The sequence below is a fragment of the Duganella hordei genome (assembly GCF_040369125.1).
GTDB classification, from domain to species: Bacteria; Pseudomonadota; Gammaproteobacteria; order Burkholderiales; family Burkholderiaceae_D; genus Rugamonas; species Rugamonas hordei.
In genome coordinates this window covers 134,767-151,118 of record NZ_BPWI01000009.1, presented here as the reverse complement: position 1 = coordinate 151,118, position 16,352 = coordinate 134,767, and the positions used below count along the sequence as shown (strand labels likewise).

12 protein-coding genes are annotated in these 16,352 nt (G+C 69.3%); 10 read left to right on the top strand and 2 right to left on the bottom strand.

Translation table 11 applies throughout. The features are described from left to right. Nucleotides 1-28 precede the first annotated feature (28 nt). Nucleotides 29-1,630, bottom strand: a complete 1,602-nt coding sequence (groL, locus tag ABWW33_RS20835; protein ID WP_353403551.1) for a chaperonin GroEL — start codon at nucleotides 1,628-1,630, stop codon at nucleotides 29-31. Between the two features lie 288 nt (nucleotides 1,631-1,918). Between groL and ABWW33_RS20830 the strand changes: the two genes are divergently transcribed. Genes ABWW33_RS20830 through mgtA form a run of 3 tightly spaced genes read left to right on the top strand, consistent with a single transcriptional unit; the run spans nucleotide 1,919 to nucleotide 6,561 of the window. Continuing rightward, complete coding sequence (locus ABWW33_RS20830; RefSeq protein ID WP_353403550.1) at nucleotides 1,919-2,617, top strand: phosphoribosyltransferase; 699 nt, start codon at nucleotides 1,919-1,921, stop codon at nucleotides 2,615-2,617. Then, nucleotides 2,604-3,989: an erythromycin esterase family protein gene (locus tag ABWW33_RS20825; RefSeq protein WP_353403548.1), complete on the top strand. Its 1,386-nt coding sequence runs from the start codon at nucleotides 2,604-2,606 to the stop codon at nucleotides 3,987-3,989. The genes ABWW33_RS20830 and ABWW33_RS20825 overlap by 14 nt, the downstream gene beginning before the upstream one ends. A 13-nt stretch (nucleotides 3,990-4,002) precedes the next feature. Beyond that, entirely contained in the window at nucleotides 4,003-6,561 is a 2,559-nt protein-coding gene (mgtA, locus tag ABWW33_RS20820; RefSeq protein WP_353403546.1) for a magnesium-translocating P-type ATPase, read from the top strand. Here mgtA and ABWW33_RS20815 read toward each other — a convergent pair. Further along, on the bottom strand, nucleotides 6,537-7,547 hold the full coding sequence (locus ABWW33_RS20815) for a lysylphosphatidylglycerol synthase transmembrane domain-containing protein (protein WP_353403545.1): 1,011 nt from the start codon (nucleotides 7,545-7,547) through the stop codon (nucleotides 6,537-6,539). The genes mgtA and ABWW33_RS20815 overlap by 25 nt on opposite strands. Before the next feature lie 177 nt (nucleotides 7,548-7,724). Between ABWW33_RS20815 and ABWW33_RS20810 the strand changes: the two genes are divergently transcribed. The 7 genes from ABWW33_RS20810 to ABWW33_RS20780 all read left to right on the top strand — a co-directional run bounded on the left by ABWW33_RS20810 (nucleotide 7,725) and on the right by ABWW33_RS20780 (nucleotide 16,349). Further along, a complete protein-coding gene (locus tag ABWW33_RS20810; protein WP_353403544.1) occupies nucleotides 7,725-8,366 on the top strand; it encodes a SagB/ThcOx family dehydrogenase in 642 nt (213 codons plus the stop codon). A gap of 25 nt (nucleotides 8,367-8,391) precedes the next feature. Beyond that, complete coding sequence (dnaK, locus tag ABWW33_RS20805) at nucleotides 8,392-10,290, top strand: molecular chaperone DnaK (RefSeq protein ID WP_353403542.1); 1,899 nt, start codon at nucleotides 8,392-8,394, stop codon at nucleotides 10,288-10,290. 4 nt (nucleotides 10,291-10,294) lie between these two features. After that, nucleotides 10,295-10,711, top strand: coding sequence for a bis(5'-nucleosyl)-tetraphosphatase (locus ABWW33_RS20800; protein ID WP_353403541.1), 417 nt, complete (start codon nucleotides 10,295-10,297; stop codon nucleotides 10,709-10,711). A gap of 80 nt (nucleotides 10,712-10,791) precedes the next feature. Next, nucleotides 10,792-11,781, top strand: coding sequence for a PaaX family transcriptional regulator C-terminal domain-containing protein (locus ABWW33_RS20795; protein WP_353403540.1), 990 nt, complete (start codon nucleotides 10,792-10,794; stop codon nucleotides 11,779-11,781). 104 nt (nucleotides 11,782-11,885) lie between these two features. Further along, on the top strand, nucleotides 11,886-12,185 hold the full coding sequence (locus ABWW33_RS20790) for a DUF1540 domain-containing protein (RefSeq protein WP_353403539.1): 300 nt from the start codon (nucleotides 11,886-11,888) through the stop codon (nucleotides 12,183-12,185). 75 nt (nucleotides 12,186-12,260) lie between these two features. After that, on the top strand, nucleotides 12,261-14,261 hold the full coding sequence (locus ABWW33_RS20785; protein ID WP_353403538.1) for a hypothetical protein: 2,001 nt from the start codon (nucleotides 12,261-12,263) through the stop codon (nucleotides 14,259-14,261). A 153-nt stretch (nucleotides 14,262-14,414) separates the two neighbouring features. After that, on the top strand, nucleotides 14,415-16,349 hold the full coding sequence (locus ABWW33_RS20780; RefSeq protein ID WP_353403537.1) for a TonB-dependent receptor: 1,935 nt from the start codon (nucleotides 14,415-14,417) through the stop codon (nucleotides 16,347-16,349). Nucleotides 16,350-16,352 lie beyond the last annotated feature (3 nt).

The window sequence follows — 16,352 nt, the reverse complement described above, 5'->3', positions numbered from 1 at the left end:
GGCGGCGTACCGCCTTGGTCTTTATTCTTTAGACTACGACGACATCGGCCGGCGGCTGCGTCTCCACCACCACGCAATCGGTGGTCAGCACCAGGCCGGCAATCGAGGCGGCGTTGCGCAGCGCCAGGCGGGTGACCTTGGTCGGATCGATGATACCCATCGCAGTCAAGTTGCCGTACTCGGCGGTGGCCGCGTTGTAGCCAAAGTCGCCGCCGCCATGGAGCACCTTGTCGATCACGACATCGGGCTCGCCGCCGGCGTTGGCGACGATCTGCCGCAGCGGCGCCTCCAGCGCCTGGCGCACGATGCGCACGCCACACTCCTGCGCCATATTCGCCGTCGCCACGGCGTCGAGCGCTGCGCGCGCGCGCAGCAGCGCCACGCCGCCGCCGGCGCCGACACCCTCCTCCACCGCCGCCCTGGTCGCATGCAGCGCGTCTTCCACGCGCGAGCGTTTTTCCTTCATTTCCGTCTCGGTCGAGGCGCCGACCTTGATCAGCGCGACGCCGCCGCCCAGCCGCGCCAGGCGGGCCTCCAGCCGGCCGCGCTCGACCGCGTTGGCGACCCTGCCCAGCTGCTGGCGTATCGCCGCCGCCTGACGCTCGATGCGCGCCGCGCTGGCCTCGCCGGCGATAATCGTCGTGCTGTCATGGTCGACCTCGACCCGCTGCGCCTGGCCCAGCTGGTCGAGGGTCGCCTTGTCGAGCGCCATGCCGGCCGCCGGCGCGATCACCTGCGTGCCGGTGACGGCGGCGATGTCTTCCAGCTGGGCCGCGCGCTCGTCGCCGAATCCCGGCGCCTTGACCGCGCACACCTTCAGCGTGCCGCGCAAGGCGTTGACCACCAGCGTCGCCAGCGCGTCGCCGCTGACATCGTCGGCAATGACCAGCAGCGCCTGGCCGCCCTGGATCAGCTGTTCCAGCAAGGCGTACAGCTCGGCGCCGGCCGACATGTGCCTGGCGCAGACCAGGATCCGCGCGTTCTCCAGCACCACCCGTCCCTTGCCGGGGTCGGCCACGAAGTACGGCGACAGGTAGCCGCGGTCGAACTGCAGCCCTTCCACCACTTCCAGCTCGTTGTCCAGGCCGCGCCCGTCCTCGGCCCTGACCACGCCCTCGCGCCCGACCCGCTCCAGCGCCTGGGCGATCATGGCGCCGATCGCCGCATCGCCGTTGGCGGAGATGGCGGCGACCTGGGCGATTTCCTGGCTCGAGGCGATGGTGCGGGAGGCCTCGTGCAGGCCGGCCACGACGGCCTCGACGGCGGCATCGACGCCGCGCTTCAAGTCCATCGGGTCGAGGCCGGCGGCGACATACTTCATCCCCTGGTAAATGATGGCCTGCGCCAGCACCGTCGCCGTGGTGGTGCCGTCGCCGGCCATCTCGGACGTCCTGGCCGCCACCTCGCGCACCATCTGCGCACCCATGTTCTCGCTCTTGTCCGGCAACTCGATCGCCCTGGCGACGATGACGCCGGAATTGATGATCATCGGCGCGCCCCGGCCGTCGTCCAGCACCACGGTGCGGCCCCTGGGACCCAGCGTGACCTTGACCGCGTTGGCCAGCGTATTGATACCGGCGTGCAGCCTGGCGCGGGCGTCGTCGTGAAACAGCAGATGTTTGGCCGGCATGTTTCCTCCCAGGTGACAGGACTGTCCGCCGCCTCGCCAGCGCCCGGCGACGCGGCCAACCCTGCCAGCATATGACCCGCCGCCCCGCCAAGATTGCGCTGCCTCAAAGGTGCGCTGCGGCCCGGCGCCTATCTGGTGATGCGCCGCTGGCGCCGTGCCGCCGGTGAGCTGTGATTGCCGCGTTTTTTTCTCCCGACCGAGAACCAAACCGGCGGCGGCGCGTCCAACGCATAGTGATGGCGCCCAAGCGCGGAGGACATTGCAGCGCTGAATTTCCGAGGTCGGCTCATGCGTAGACTGTTCAACAATCGACTGCACGCGGGCAAGCTGCTGGCTGACCGGCTGCACAGCTACGCCGGGGGTGGCGACGTCATCGTGCTGGGCCTGCCGCGTGGCGGCGTGCCCACCGCCTACGCCGTGGCCGAGGCGCTGGCGGTGCCGCTGGACGTCGTCCAGGTGCGCAAGCTGGGCTTGCCCGGCTATCCGGAATATGCGATCGGCGCCGTCGCCGGCGAAGGGCCGTGCCTGCTCAACCTCGAGGAGCTCAGGCTGCTCGGCATGCCGGCAGCCGCGCTGACCGATGAGGTCGACCGCGAGCGCGAGGAAATCGCCAGGCGCGAAATACGCTATCGCGGCGGCCGTCCGCCACCGCGATTGCGCGACCGGATCGTGATCCTGGTCGACGACGGCCTGGCCACCGGCGCCACCATGCGCATGGCTATCCTCGTGGCGCGCCAGGCGCGGCCGGCGAAAATCATTGTAGCCGTGCCCGTCGCCCCGCGGGAGGTCTGCCGGGCGCTGGGCGGCGAAGTCGATGAGCTGGTCTGCCTGCACACGCCCCATCCCTACTATTCGGTCGGCGAATGGTACCGCGACTTCGAGCAAGTCGGCGACGAGGAAGTGGCCAGCCTGCTGGCGCGGGCGTGGCGCCGGATCCCGCCCGACCCGAACCTACAACCGGCTGCCGCCCATCATGACCCCGACTGACACCGCTGACACCGCTGCCGCAAACGGTGCGGCGACGCCGGCGTTGATCGGCGCAGTGACGGCCTCGGCCCAGCTACTGACTGGCGCCGCCGCCGACTATGACGGCCTGCTCGCGCTGATCGGCGACGCCCGCATCGTGCTGATCGGCGAGGCCAGCCACGGCACGCAGGAATTCTACGACGAACGCGCACGGCTGACGCGGCGCCTGATCGCCGAACGGGGCTTCCAGGCGGTCGCCGTCGAAGCGGACTGGCCCGATGCCTACCGCGTCAACCGCCACGTCCGCGGCGAGGGCATCGACGCCAACGCCGACGCCGCGCTGGACGGCTTCCGCCGCTTCCCCACCTGGATGTGGCGCAACACCTCCATGGTCGATTTCGTCGACTGGCTGCGCCGCTACAACGCCGCCCTGCCCGCGCAAGCGCCGCGGGTCGGGTTCTACGGCCTGGACCTGTACAGCCTGTACACCTCGATAGCCGAAGTGCTGGCCTACCTGGACCAGGTCGACCCGGACGGCGCCCGCCGCGCGCGGGCGCGCTACGCCTGCCTCGACCACTTCCGCCCCGACAGCCAGCGCTATGGCTATTCCAGCGCGTTCGGCCTGTCGCCGTCGTGCGAGAACGAAGTCATCGCGCAGTTGGTCGAACTCAACACCAGGGCCGCCGGATACCTGCGCGGCGACGGCGCGGCGGCGCGCGACGCGCTGTTCTACGCCCGCCAAAACGCGCAGCTGGTGACGCAGGCCGAACGCTACTACCGCACCATGTTCCGCGGCCATATCTCGTCGTGGAACCTGCGCGACCATCATATGGCCAGCACGCTCGACGCGCTGGCCGCGCACCTGCGGCCGGACAGCGCGGACGGCCACACCCGCATCGTGGTCTGGGCCCACAACTCGCATATCGGCGACGCCCGCGCCACCGAGGCGGGCCGCACCGGCGAGTGGACGCTGGGCCAGCTGGCGCGCGAGCGCTACCGCGAGCGCGCCTTCCTGATCGGCATGACGACCTACAATGGCACGGTCACCGCCGCCTCCGACTGGGATGCGGCCGCCGAACGCAAGCGGGTGCGGCCGGCGCTGCCGCAATCGTATGAAGCGCTGCTGCACCACAGCGGCCTGCCCAGCTTCGTGCTGCCCTTCCGCGGCGACGCGGCAAGCAGCCAGGCGCTGTGGAAGCAACGGCTCGAGCGCGCCATCGGCGTCATCTACCGGCCCGAGACGGAGCGCCAGAGCCACTATTTCCACGCGCATCTGTCGCAGCAATTCGACGCCCTGCTGCATATCGACGACACGCGCGCGCTGGAGCCGCTGGAGCTGAGCGCCCCATGGCAGCTGGGCGAGGCGCCGGAAACTTTCCCGGTCGGCGTCTAGCGCGGGCCGCATCATGCCGAGTCCGGCCGCGCAAAACCCCGACCTGGCATTCTGGCGCATGCCGCTGGCCGATCTGCTGCGCCAGCTCGGCAGCGGCCCCGACGGCCTGCCGGGCGCGGTCGCGGCGGCGCGCCTGGCGCAGTACGGTCCCAACCTGCCCGCCACGGAACATGCCGCGTCGCTGCCGCGCCAGTTCGTGGCCAAGTTCGCCAATCCGCTGGTGCTGATCCTGGTGGTGGCCAGCGCGCTGTCGGCGCTGACCGGCGACACCGCCAGCTTCGTGCTGGTCGGCGCCATCGTCGTCGTCAGCGTCAGCCTCGACGTGGCGCAGGAATACCGGGCCGGCGCCGCGGCCGCGCGGCTGCGCCGCTCGGTCGAGGTGCGCGCCCGCGTGCTGCGCGACGGCCGGCCGGCGCAGATACCGGTGGCCGCGCTGGTGGCCGGCGACGTCGCGCTGCTGGCGGCCGGCGACCTGGTGCCCTGCGATGGCCGGGTGCTGGAGGCCAGGGACTTCTTCGTCAACCAGGCGCTGCTGACCGGCGAACCCTACCCGGTGGAAAAGAGCGCCGTCGAGCTGCCCGGCGCGGACGACGTGCTGGCCGCCGCCAATACCGTGCTGCTGGGCACCTCGGTCATCAGCGGCAGCGCCAAAGTGCTGATGTGCCGCAGCGGCCGCGCGACCGCCTTCGGCGAGGTCGCCGGCCTGCTGCAGGCGCGTGCCCCGCTGACCGATTTCGAGCGCGGCACCCGCCGCTTCGGGCTGTTGATCCTGCGGCTGACGGTGTCGCTGGTGCTGTTCGTGCTGCTGGTCAATGCGCTGTTCCACCGGCCGCTGCTCGAATCGTTCCTGTTCGCCGTCGCGCTGGCGGTGGGCCTGACGCCCGAGCTGCTGCCGATGGTGGTGTCGGTGACGTTGGCGCGCGGCGCGCTGCGCATGGCCGCCGCCAAGGTGATCGTCAAGCGGCTGGCCTCGATCCAGAGCCTGGGCAGCATGGACGTGCTGTGCACCGACAAGACCGGCACGCTGACCGAGGCGCGCATCCGCCTGGAGCAGCACCTGGACGCGGCCGGCCAGGACAGCGCCAAGGTGCTGGAGCTGGCCTATTTCAACAGCTACTTTGAAACCGGCCTGCGCAGTCCGCTGGACGAGGCCATCCTGGCCCACGCCGACATCGACGTGACACCCTGGCGCAAGGTCGACGAGCACGCGTTCGACTTCGAGCGGCGCCGGGTGTCGGTGCTGATCGACAACGGCGCGACCCGGCTGCTGGTGGTCAAGGGCGCGCCGGAAGACGTGCTGCGCCTGTCGGTGCGCTACGGTGCGGACCGGGACGGCGCCGAGCACCCGCTGGACGCGGCGGCGCGCGCCGCCATCGAGGCGCGCTACGCCGCGCTCAGCCAGGCAGGCCTGCGCGTGCTGGGCATCGCCTGGCGCCGGATGGCCACCGACCATCCGGACGCCGTCGTCGGCGACGAGTCGGCGCTGGTGTTTGCCGGCTTCGCCACCTTCGTCGATCCGGCCAAGCTCAGCGCCAGGCCGGCGCTGGCGGCGCTGGCCGCCGCCGGCGTGGCCGTCAAGACCGTCACCGGCGACAACGAACTGGTGGCGCGGCACCTGTTCACCCAGCTCGGCCTGCCGGTGCAAGGCGTGCTGGCCGGCGCCGACATCGAGCACCTGGACGACCTGGCGCTGGCCGCGCGCGCCGAGACCGTCAACCTGTTCTGCCGCGTCACGCCGGTGCAGAAGAACCGCATCATCGTCGCGCTCAAGCGCCGCGGCCACGTGGTGGGTTACCTCGGCGACGGCATCAACGACGCGCCGGCGCTGCATTCGGCCGACGTCGGCATTTCCGTCGACGGCGCGGTCGACGTGGCGCGCGCGGCGGCGGACATGATCTTGCTGGAACACGACCTGGGCGTGCTGCACGCCGGCGTGCTCGAGGGCCGGCGCACCTTTGCCAACATCATGAAGTACATCATGATGGGCACCAGCTCCAATTTCGGCAACATGTTCAGCATGGCCGGCGCCGCGCTGCTGCTGCCCTTCCTGCCGATGCTGCCGGCGCAGATCCTGCTCAACAACCTGCTGTACGACGTGTCCGAGCTGCCGATACCGCTCGACCGGGTCGACCCCGACTACCTGCGCCGGCCGCAGCACTGGGACATGGGCTTCATCCGCGACTTCATGCTGGTCATGGGGCCGGTCAGCTCGGTGTTCGACTTCCTCACCTTCTACCTGATGCTGGCCGTGCTCGGCGCCGGCGAGGCGCTGTTCCGCACCGGCTGGTTCATCGAGTCGATGGCTTCGCAGGTGCTGGTCATCTTCCTGATCCGCACCCGCGGCAATCCCTTCAGCAGCCGACCGCATCCCGCGCTGGCGGCCGTCTCGCTGGCCGTGGTCGGCGCGGCCGCGCTGCTGCCGTTCTCGCCGCTGGGGACGGCGCTGGGCTTCGTCGCGCCGCCGCCCCGCTTCTTCCTGCTGCTGGCCGTCATGCTGCTGGCCTACCTGCTGGCGGTGGAAGCGGTCAAACGCTGGTTCTACCGCCATTACCGGCCACGCCCGCGATCCTGAGCACCCGCGTCGCGCCCGGCGTGCGCCGGCGCTCCGTCCAGCCGGCCGGCAGCGCGGGCGAAAAACACCCCGGGCAGCATCGGCAGCCAGAAGCTGTAGCCGCGAAACAGCAACGTCGCGGCCAGCGCGGCGGGCAGCGACACGCCGGCCTGCTGCAGCGTCACGACCGAGGCCGCTTCAAACACGCCCAGCCCGCCCGGCACGACGCTGACGGTGCGCAGCAGGCTGGACGCCATGAAACTGGCGAACACCCCCGCCGGCGCGGCCGACTCGCCCAGGGCGCGGATCAGTACCCACAGCGTGGCCACGTCCAGCAGCACGATGGCCAGCTGGCACAGCACGCCGCGGCCGATCAGCGCGGCGCTGCGCGCCAGGCGCGGGTCGGCTTCGGCCGGCAAGGCCAGCAGCCGGCCGGCCAGCGGCAGGCGCCGCAGCCACGCGGGGCCGGCGCTCCGCCGGCCCGACAGCGCCAGCACGGCCGTGATCAGCACGCCGCTGAAGGCCGCCAGCAATCCGGCCACCGCGACCATGACCGGCGTCAGCCGCGCGCCCGCCGCGGTGACGGCCAGCGCGACCAGCAGCGCGCCGACATAGGCGCCGTAATAGGCGACGGTACCGACGATCATCGCCGCCATGACCACCGGGCGCGGCACTCCGCGCCGTTCGAAGGCGCCGGCCACGAGCAGCGTGCCGCTGAGCCCCGCCGACGGCAGCGCCTGGTCGACGAACAGCTTGGCGAGGCTGAACTCGAAGCCCAGCATGGCCGGCAGGCGCACCCCGCCGGCGCGCATGACCAGGCGCCAGGTCTCGCCCTGCGCCGCATAGGTGGCCGCCTGCAGCGCCAGCGCGACCGCCAGCCACCATGGCTGCGCCCGCTGCGCGATATCCACCATCTGGCGCTGCTCGGAAAAGTGCAGCGCGGCGACGATCACCGCGGCCAGCATGGCCACGCCAAGCACCCACGACATCCAGGCGGCAGCGCGCATGGCCTTTCCTTTCCAAGTATGGCGGCGCGGCGGCGTCCACTGCCGGCCACCTTCGGTTCGACATGGCGGCCGGCCGTCCCGTTCCCGGCCATGCGCGGCCGGCTGAACTCCGGCGGCCGGCGGCTGGTCAAACCAGCATACGCGCCGGCATCCGCCAGCGCATTTGCAGGAGTCATCATGATCAACCACACCGCTTCCCCCACGCCGGGCGCCCAGCGCGTCCACGCGCCGGCGCCGCTGACACCGCTGAGCCAGTCGCTGCTCGACGTGCTGGCGGCGCGCCGCAGCGAACGGGTATTCTCGCCACAGCCCCTGACGCAGGAACTGCTGGAGACGTTGCTGTGGGCCGCCGCCGGCGTCAACCGGCCGGAGCTGGACATGCGTACCGCGCCGTCGGCCAAGAACTGGCGGGAAATCGATATCTACGCGACCACCGAGGACGGCTGGTACCGGTTCGCCCCGGCAGCCGGCGCGCTGCAGCTGCTGGGCCGGCAGGACCTGCGCGCGGCCACCGGCTGGCAGGACTTTGTCGCCGCCGCCCCGGTCAACCTGGTGTATGTCGCCGACCTGGCCAGGATGGACCACGCCCCCAAATGGGAGCAGAAATTCTACGCCGCGCTCGACACCGGCTACATCAGCCAGAACGTCTATCTGTTCTGCGCCGCCCAGGGCCTGGCCACCGTCGCCCGCGGCTGGGTGGACCGGCCGGCTCTGGCGCGCGTGATGGGCCTGGCGCCGCAACAGCGCGTGATCCTAGCGCAAACGGTGGGCTACCCCGGCACGGCCGATGCGGCGCCGGCCGACGGCGCCGGTATTTGAAATCTTATAGAAGGCGGAGGCTATCATGGGCAAGATGATCGGTATCGACCTCGGCACGACCAATTCCTGCGTGGCGATCATGGAGGGCGGCCAGGCCAAGGTGATCGAGAACGCGGAAGGCGCGCGCACCACGCCGTCGATCGTGGCGTATCAGGACGGCGGCGAAATCCTGGTGGGGGCGCCGGCCAAGCGGCAGGCGGTGACCAATCCGCTGAACACGCTGTTCGCGGTCAAGCGCCTGATCGGCCGCAAGTACGACGAGCAGGAGGTGCAAAAAGACATACACCTGATGCCGTTCAAGATCACCAGGGCCGACAACGGCGACGCCTGGATCGACGTGCGCGGCAAGAGGCTGGCGCCGCAGCAGGTGTCGGCCGAGGTGCTGCGCAAGATGAAGAAGACCGCCGAGGACTACCTGGGCGGCCCGGTGACGGAGGCGGTCATCACCGTGCCCGCCTACTTCAACGACGCGCAGCGCCAGGCCACCAAGGACGCGGGGCGCATCGCCGGCCTGGACGTCAAGCGCATCATCAACGAGCCGACGGCGGCGGCGCTGGCCTTCGGCCTGGACAAGACCGGCAAGGCCGACCGCAAGATCGCCGTCTATGACCTGGGCGGCGGCACCTTCGATATCTCGATCATCGAAATCGCCCAGGTCGAGGGCGAGAAGCAGTTCGAAGTGCTGTCGACCAACGGCGACACCTTCCTCGGCGGCGAGGACTTCGACCAGCGCATCATCGACTACATCATCGACGAGTTCAAGAAGATCAACGGCCTGGACCTGAAGAAGGACCCGATCGCCCTGCAGCGCATCAAGGCTTCGGCCGAGCGCGCGAAGATCGAGCTGTCGTCGTCGCAGCAGACCGAGATCAACGAGCCGTACATCGCCATGGCGAACGGCGCGCCGGTCCACCTGACGCTGAAGATGACCCGCGCCAAGCTGGAATCGCTGGTGGAGGAACTGATCGACGCCACCATCGCGCCCTGCCGCATCGCGCTCAAGGACGCGGGGCTGGAGATCGACAAGATCGACGACGTGATCCTGGTCGGCGGCATGACCCGCATGCCCAAGGTGCAGGAGGCGGTCAAGGCGCTGTTCGGCAAGGAAGCGCGCAAGGACGTCAATCCCGACGAGGCCGTGGCGGTGGGCGCCGCCATCCAGGGCTCGGTGCTGTCGGGCGAACGCAGCGACGTGCTGCTGATGGACGTGACGCCGCTGTCGCTCGGCATCGAAACGCTGGGCGGTGTGATGTCCAAGATGATCGGCAAGAACACCACGATCCCGGCCCGGTTCAGCGAAGTGTTCTCGACCGCCGACGACAACCAGCCCGCCGTGACCATCAAGGTCTACCAGGGCGAACGGGAGATGGTCAGCGGCAACAAGCTGCTGGGGGAATTCAACCTGGTCGGCATCGCGCCGGCACCGCGCGGCATGCCGCAGATCGAGGTCGCCTTCGACATCGACGCCAACGGCATCCTGCATGTGAGCGCCAAGGACAAGGCCACCGGCAAGGAAAGCAAGATCACCATCAAGGCCAACTCCGGCCTGACCGAGGCGGAGATACAGAAAATGGTGCGCGACGCCGCCGCCCATGCCGAGGACGACCGGCGCCTGAAGACGCTGGCTGAGCGCCGCAACGCGGGCGAGGCGCTGGCGCACGCGACACGCAAGTCGCTGGCCGAACACGGCGCGCGGCTCGACGCCGCCGAACGCGCGACGATCGAGCAGGCCATCGGCGCGCTCGACACCGCGCTCAAGGGCAACGACCAGGCCGACATCGACGCCCGCATCGAGGCGCTGTCCGCCACCGCGCAAAAGCTGGGCGCGAAGATGTACGCCGGCACGCCGGAGGCCGAGACCGGCAATGTTCCGCCACAACAGGACGACGTCGTCGATGCCGATTTCAGGGAAGCCAAACACTGACGGCTTGAAACCACGTATTCTTTCCGCCGGCGTCGTGGTTCAACATCGCGGAGCGCAGGGTTGCCGCTATCTGCTGCTGCGCAGCTACCAGTACTGGGATTTCCCCAAGGGCCTGGTCGAAGCCGGCGAAAGCCCGCTGTCGGCCGCCTGCCGGGAGGTGCGTGAGGAAACCTCGCTGGACGCGCTGGAGTTTCCATGGGGGTATGCGTTCCGCGAAACGCCGCCTTACGGCCAGGGCAAGGTGGCGCGCTATTACCTGGCCCAGAGCCACAGCGACGACGTGCGCCTGCCGGTCAATCCGCAACTGGGGCGCCCCGAGCACCATGCCTTCCGCTGGCTGCCCTACGCCGCCGCGCGCGACCTGCTGCCGCTCCGGCTGATCCCGGTGCTGGACTGGGCGCATGCGTTGACCGAAGGTTAAGGCGGCCCGCGCTGCCGGCCGATTACGCGGTGTCAAGGCCGAAGTTTTTGATATGCATCAAAGAAATGCGGTTTGGGCCGGTGGGACAATCCATCCAGCCCATCACCGAGGACGACTATGATGCAGCACGACCTGGCCGCGGCGGCGCGATCATGAGCACCGCCGCCGAACACTATCTCAACCTGTACCTGGGTCAAGCCCGTCCCCGGCTGCGCACCATGCTGCGGCTGATGTTCAGCAGCGCCCAGGAATACGGGCACAAGAGCCTGTGGCTCGGCAGCGCCATCGAATTGATGCGGCCGCTTGGATTCCAGCAGCCCGCCGTGCGCGCCGCGCTGTTCCGGCTCGGCGTGCATCAGCAACTGCGCGTCGAGCGGCACGGCCGCCACAGCCTGTGCACGCTGACGCCGGCCGCCAATGCCGCGATCCTGACGGCGCGCCAGCGCCTCAACACGCCGCCGGAGCGCAGCTTCGCCGAGGACTGGACCATGCTGATCAACAGCGGCGGCATCAGCTCCACGCGTTATGCCCGCGTCCGCCGGCAGTTGCTGGGGCTGGACTACTGCCTGCTGGCGCCCAATGTGCTGGCCCGTCCCGCCGGCTACGCCAACGCCATGCCGTCGGCCGAGGACCACGGCCTGGCGCTGTTCCATGTCTGCGGCAGCCAGTTGGCGGCCGCGGTACGCCAGCCGCTGTTCGGACCGCCGGAATGGGACTTCGACGGCGCGGCGGCGCTGTATCAGCAGTTTGAAGAGCGCTTCGCGCCGCTGCTGCCGATGATGGGCCGGCACGATGCCATCGACGACGAGCAGGCCTACCTGATCCAGCTGCTGGTCAGCCACGGCTACCAGCACTGCCGCCAGGCCGATCCGCTGCTGCCGCAGGAGTTGCTGCCGGACGCCTGGCCGGCGACGACGGCCTACCGGACCTACGCGACGCTCTACAACGGCTGCGCCGAGCAGGCGCGACGCCACCTGTTGAGCGTGACGGCGGCGCCGGACCGGCCGGCGGCCGCAGGCGCAGCCAGCCGCGCCTGCGACGAGCGGCTTGAAATGAGCCGGACTGCTTGATATAACGCAAACCCTCGATACGCGTGGGGACGCGCTTCCTCCCTCTCTCCGTATACTCCTTCAATGGGCGCGCTTCAATGCGCGCTCATTAGCCGGAGGTCATCATGAAACAAGTTTCCATCGAAATGCCGCTAGTCGCACAGTGCTCGGTTGTCGAGTGCGCCTACAACACAGACAGCTGCTGCCACGCCCGCGCCATCACGGTCGGCAGCGGGGTCCACCCCGGGTGCGACACCTTCCTCGACTCCGCACCGCACTCCAAGGCGGAACAACGCACCGCCGGCGTCGGCGCCTGCAAGGTCTCGGCTTGCCGGCATAACGACGATTACGAGTGCATGACCGATCACATCTCCATCGGCCGCGACAGCAACTCCGTCCGCTGCCTGACCTATCAGCAGCGCTGAACCGCCATCGTCGCGACCATCATCGGTGCCACGCAAGCGCCTGCTTGCGCCAACTTTCTTGCAAGGGGAACCATCATGCAGCAACCACGCAGCAGCAATGCTGGATTACGCACGCACCTCATCGCCGGCGCCTTGGCCGCACTTGCCGCGCCCGTTGCGGTATGGGCCGGCGGGCAGGCCGCGCCCGCCGCTGCCGACGCCTTGGTCAGCAGCCCCGGCGACACCGAAGCCAGCCGCGCGCGCACCTGCATCTACAGCGTCATCAACCTGGGACCGGAGGCTGGCGCCGCGACCCTGCTCAACGAACGCGGCCAGGCCGCGTTCGGCTCCTTCATCGGCGGCGGCACCACCAACGGCTTCTTCGACGGCGACCGCGTGCACGATATCGGCTCGCTGGGCGGCAGCTATACCCTGATACACGGGCTGAACAAGCAAGGCGTGGTGGTGGGCGAATCGGAAGACGCCGAACAATTCAGCAACATCCTGGCGTTTGCGTGGACCGTGGGCGGCGGCATGCACGCGCTGCCCGGCACGACGGTCTCGAGCGCGCGCGCCATCAACGACCGCAACCAGATTGCCGGACAACGGCCTGCGCCCGGCATCACCGCGCGCGCCGTGCGCTGGAATGCGGGCGGCGCCGTCACGCCGCTGGGGCCGGTTCCGCTGTCGCTGTCGGAGGCCGATGCCATCAACTGGCAAGGCCTGTCGGCCGGCTATGCCGATGTCGCCGGCGGCGCGATCCACGCCATGCTGTGGGACCGCGCGGGCAACCAGACCGACCTCGGCACCTTGGGCGGCACCCTCGCGTTCGGCGAGCACATCAACGAGCGCAACGAAGTGGCCGGCGAGTCCGACAACGCCGCCAACGACAAGGTACTGGGCTTTTTCTGGAGCCGCGACAGCGGCATGGTGCAGATCAACGTCGAAGGCGGCGGCTCGCGCCTGGTCGCCGGCCTGAACAACCGCGGCGAGGTGGTCGGCGACACCGTCATCGGCGAGCGCAGCGTGGCCTACCAGTGGGCCATGGGGCGCGGCGTGGTGCAGCTGCCGTCCGGCTCGGCCGCGAGCAGCGACGTGTTCGACATCAACAACCGCAGCGAGATGGTGGGCATGATCGAGCGATCCGCCGGCGACGGCGGCGGCCGGCGCGCGGTGCGCTGGCCGGCGCTGACCGAGCCGATCGACCTGAACGCGCATCTGTACCGTCCGCCTGCCGGGCTGGTGCTGGAGGCCGGCGCGGCCATCAACGACGACGGCGTGATCCTGGCCCATTCAAATGCCGGCCTGGTCATGCTGCGTCCCGGCACCCGCGGCACCGACGCGCCGGTGCTCGGCCCCCTGCTCGGCCTGCCGGACGTGATCGAGGTCGGACAGGACCTGGCGCTGACGGTCGGCTTTGTCGACAACGCCGCGGCGCAGACCCACACGGCCAGCGTCGCCTGGACCGACCAGTGCGCTTCGCCGGCGCCGACGGTAAGCGAAGCGCGCGGAGTCGGCCAGGTCCGCTTGCGGCACCAGTTCTGCGCGGCGGGCTATTACGCGGTCAAGGCGCAGGTCACCGATTCGGGCGGCCGGTCCACGGCCGTGCAGCGGGACGTCGTGGTTGACGCGCCGGGGTTTGCCTCGCTCAGCGGCAAGGGCACGCTGGCCGGCGGCGGCGCAGCGGCCGCGCGCGGCTTTCGGGACCTGCCGCTGCACTTTGCGCTGTGGGCGCCGCTGGCCAGCGGCACGCAGAGCAAGGCTGCCGCCGGCAGTCCTGTCGTCATGTTGTCCGGTCCGTTCCATTTCCGCAGCGATCAGGTCAGCACCGCCGCATCGTCCGGCCGGCAGGCGCGCATCGAAGGCACCGGACTGCTCAATGGCCGCGCCGGCTACCGCTTTGTGCTGGAAGCCTGGGATGGCGGCGGCAAGCAAGGCGCCAGCCCGGACCGCTTGCACGTGCGGGTGACGCATGCGGACGCGGCCACCGGCGTCGAAGCGGTCGACTACGACAATGCCGCGCCGGCCAAGGCCAGGACGGTGCTCGCGCTGGACCGTACCGCCGTGGCCGAGGGCGGGCTCAGGCTGCGGAATTAGCGATATGAATGGCCCTGCCGGCCAAAAAACGTCCGCCGATTGGTGAATTTCGCAATTGCACACTCGGCATGTTCATTGCACAATACGGGGATGAGACACTCGACACTTGTTCGCCATGCGGTTTTGCTGACTTGCGCGCTAGCCGCCGCAGGGATGGCCGACGCCGCAGACGGGACTGTGCCGCAGTCCTACACCCCGGATTACTTCACCCAGTTTCAGGCCGGGACAGCGATGGACATGGTGACCCGCCTGCCCGGCTTCGTCTTCGACGGCGGCAATGCGGCGCGCGGTTCGGCCGGCAACGTGCTCATCAACGGAAAGCGCCCCGCTTCCAAGACGGATCCGCTCGGCGACGCGCTGGCGCGCATCCCGGCGGCGGGCGTTCAGCGCATCGACGTCATCAACGGCGGCGCGGGCGGCATCGATATGCAGGGCTACGCCACCGTGGCCAACATCGTGCTCAAACAGATGGACCTGGTTTCCGCCGCCACCAGCGTATCGGGCTACCTGATGCCTGACGGCAGCCTGCAGCCCTCGATGGATGGCAATTACAGCCTGAAGCGCGGGGACCGCAGCATCAACGTCACGCTGGGCTGGACCCGGACGCCGGATACCACGCAAGGACACAAGACCACGACGTATGCCGGCGCCGCCGCTGCCGCCGAGGCGACGATGGAGAACGCGGGCATTGCCGACAACAAGGCGATCAAGCTCAATTACGGGCAAGACCTGCTGGACGGCCAACTGAGCTTGAACGGCGCGCTCAGTCCGTGGACCTACCAGTCGCAGGGCCGCTACGACGCCGGGACGCCCTCCCTGAACAGCAACGACAACGCCGGGCGCACGCGGGAACAGGGCCTGGCCTATACGCGGGACCTGGCGCATGGCGCCAGCATGGACCTGAAGGCACTGCATCGGACAGCCGACATTGCCGCCGAATCGACATCCACCACCAGCGGCAACAGCTCGTATTCGCTGTCGAACAGCACGGCCAGCGAACAGATTCTCGCGGTACAACTGAGTTGGCAGGCGCTGGATGGCGTCGTGATACGCGGCGGCTTTGAACGGGCCGTCCACACCAATGACAGCAGCAACAGCTATCAGGCCAACCCCAACGCCGCAGCGGCGCCCACCGCCAGCGCCTGGGTGCAGGAATCGCGCTTCGAGGGCCAGCTGTCCTCGGCATGGCAGGTCGACAGCTCGATCAGCGCCGAAGCCGGCCTGAAGGTGGAGCAATCCAGCCTGAGCATCGGCGCCGACCAGCCGGAGGCCAAGGCTCACACCTATCCCAAGCCGCGGCTGCGCCTGTCGTTGTCGCCCTCGCCGTCGCTGCAGCTGCGCTTGCGCATGGAGCGCGAGACCAGCCAGCTGAACTTTGGCGATGCCGCGGCGTATTTCGCCATCGCCGACAAGACGCTGCGGGCCGGCTACCCCGATCTGGTGCCAGCCAAGACCTGGCTGTGCGAAGGCGCGCTCGAATACCGCTTCTGGGAACGGGGCGCCGCCATGCTGAGCTACACGCAGTCGCACATCAGCGACGTCATCGACCGCATGCCGATCCGTACCCCGTCCGCCACCATCGACACCGCCGGCAATATCGGCGACGCCAGCGCCGACAGCGTGACCGGCATGCTGAACCTGCCCACCGACAGCTGGTCGCTGCCGCAGGGGCTGATCAAGTTGTCGACGACCTGGAAGTCCTCGTCGGTCACCGATCCCGTCACGCTGGCGACGCGCCGGCTGTCCGGCGAACAGCCGCTGTCCTGGCGGGTCGAGTTCTCGCAGGACTTGCCGCGCCAGAGAACGGCCTGGGGCTTTTCGGTCGACAACGGCTGGACCAACGACAACTGGCAGCTTGCCGAACGCGATACCAGCAGCGGCACGGGCTGGGCCAGGGCCTTCGTCAACTACCGCCCCGTGTCGAACATGATGGTCACGCTGGAACTGAACAATCTCGCCGGGCGCGCCGTCACCTATGACCGGACGCACTATGCCGGCGACAGGCTGGCCGGCGGCGTCGACTTTGTCGAGCACAACATCACCCGCACCCAGCCGTTCGCCATGCTGCGCGTCCGCAGGGACTGGTAGGCG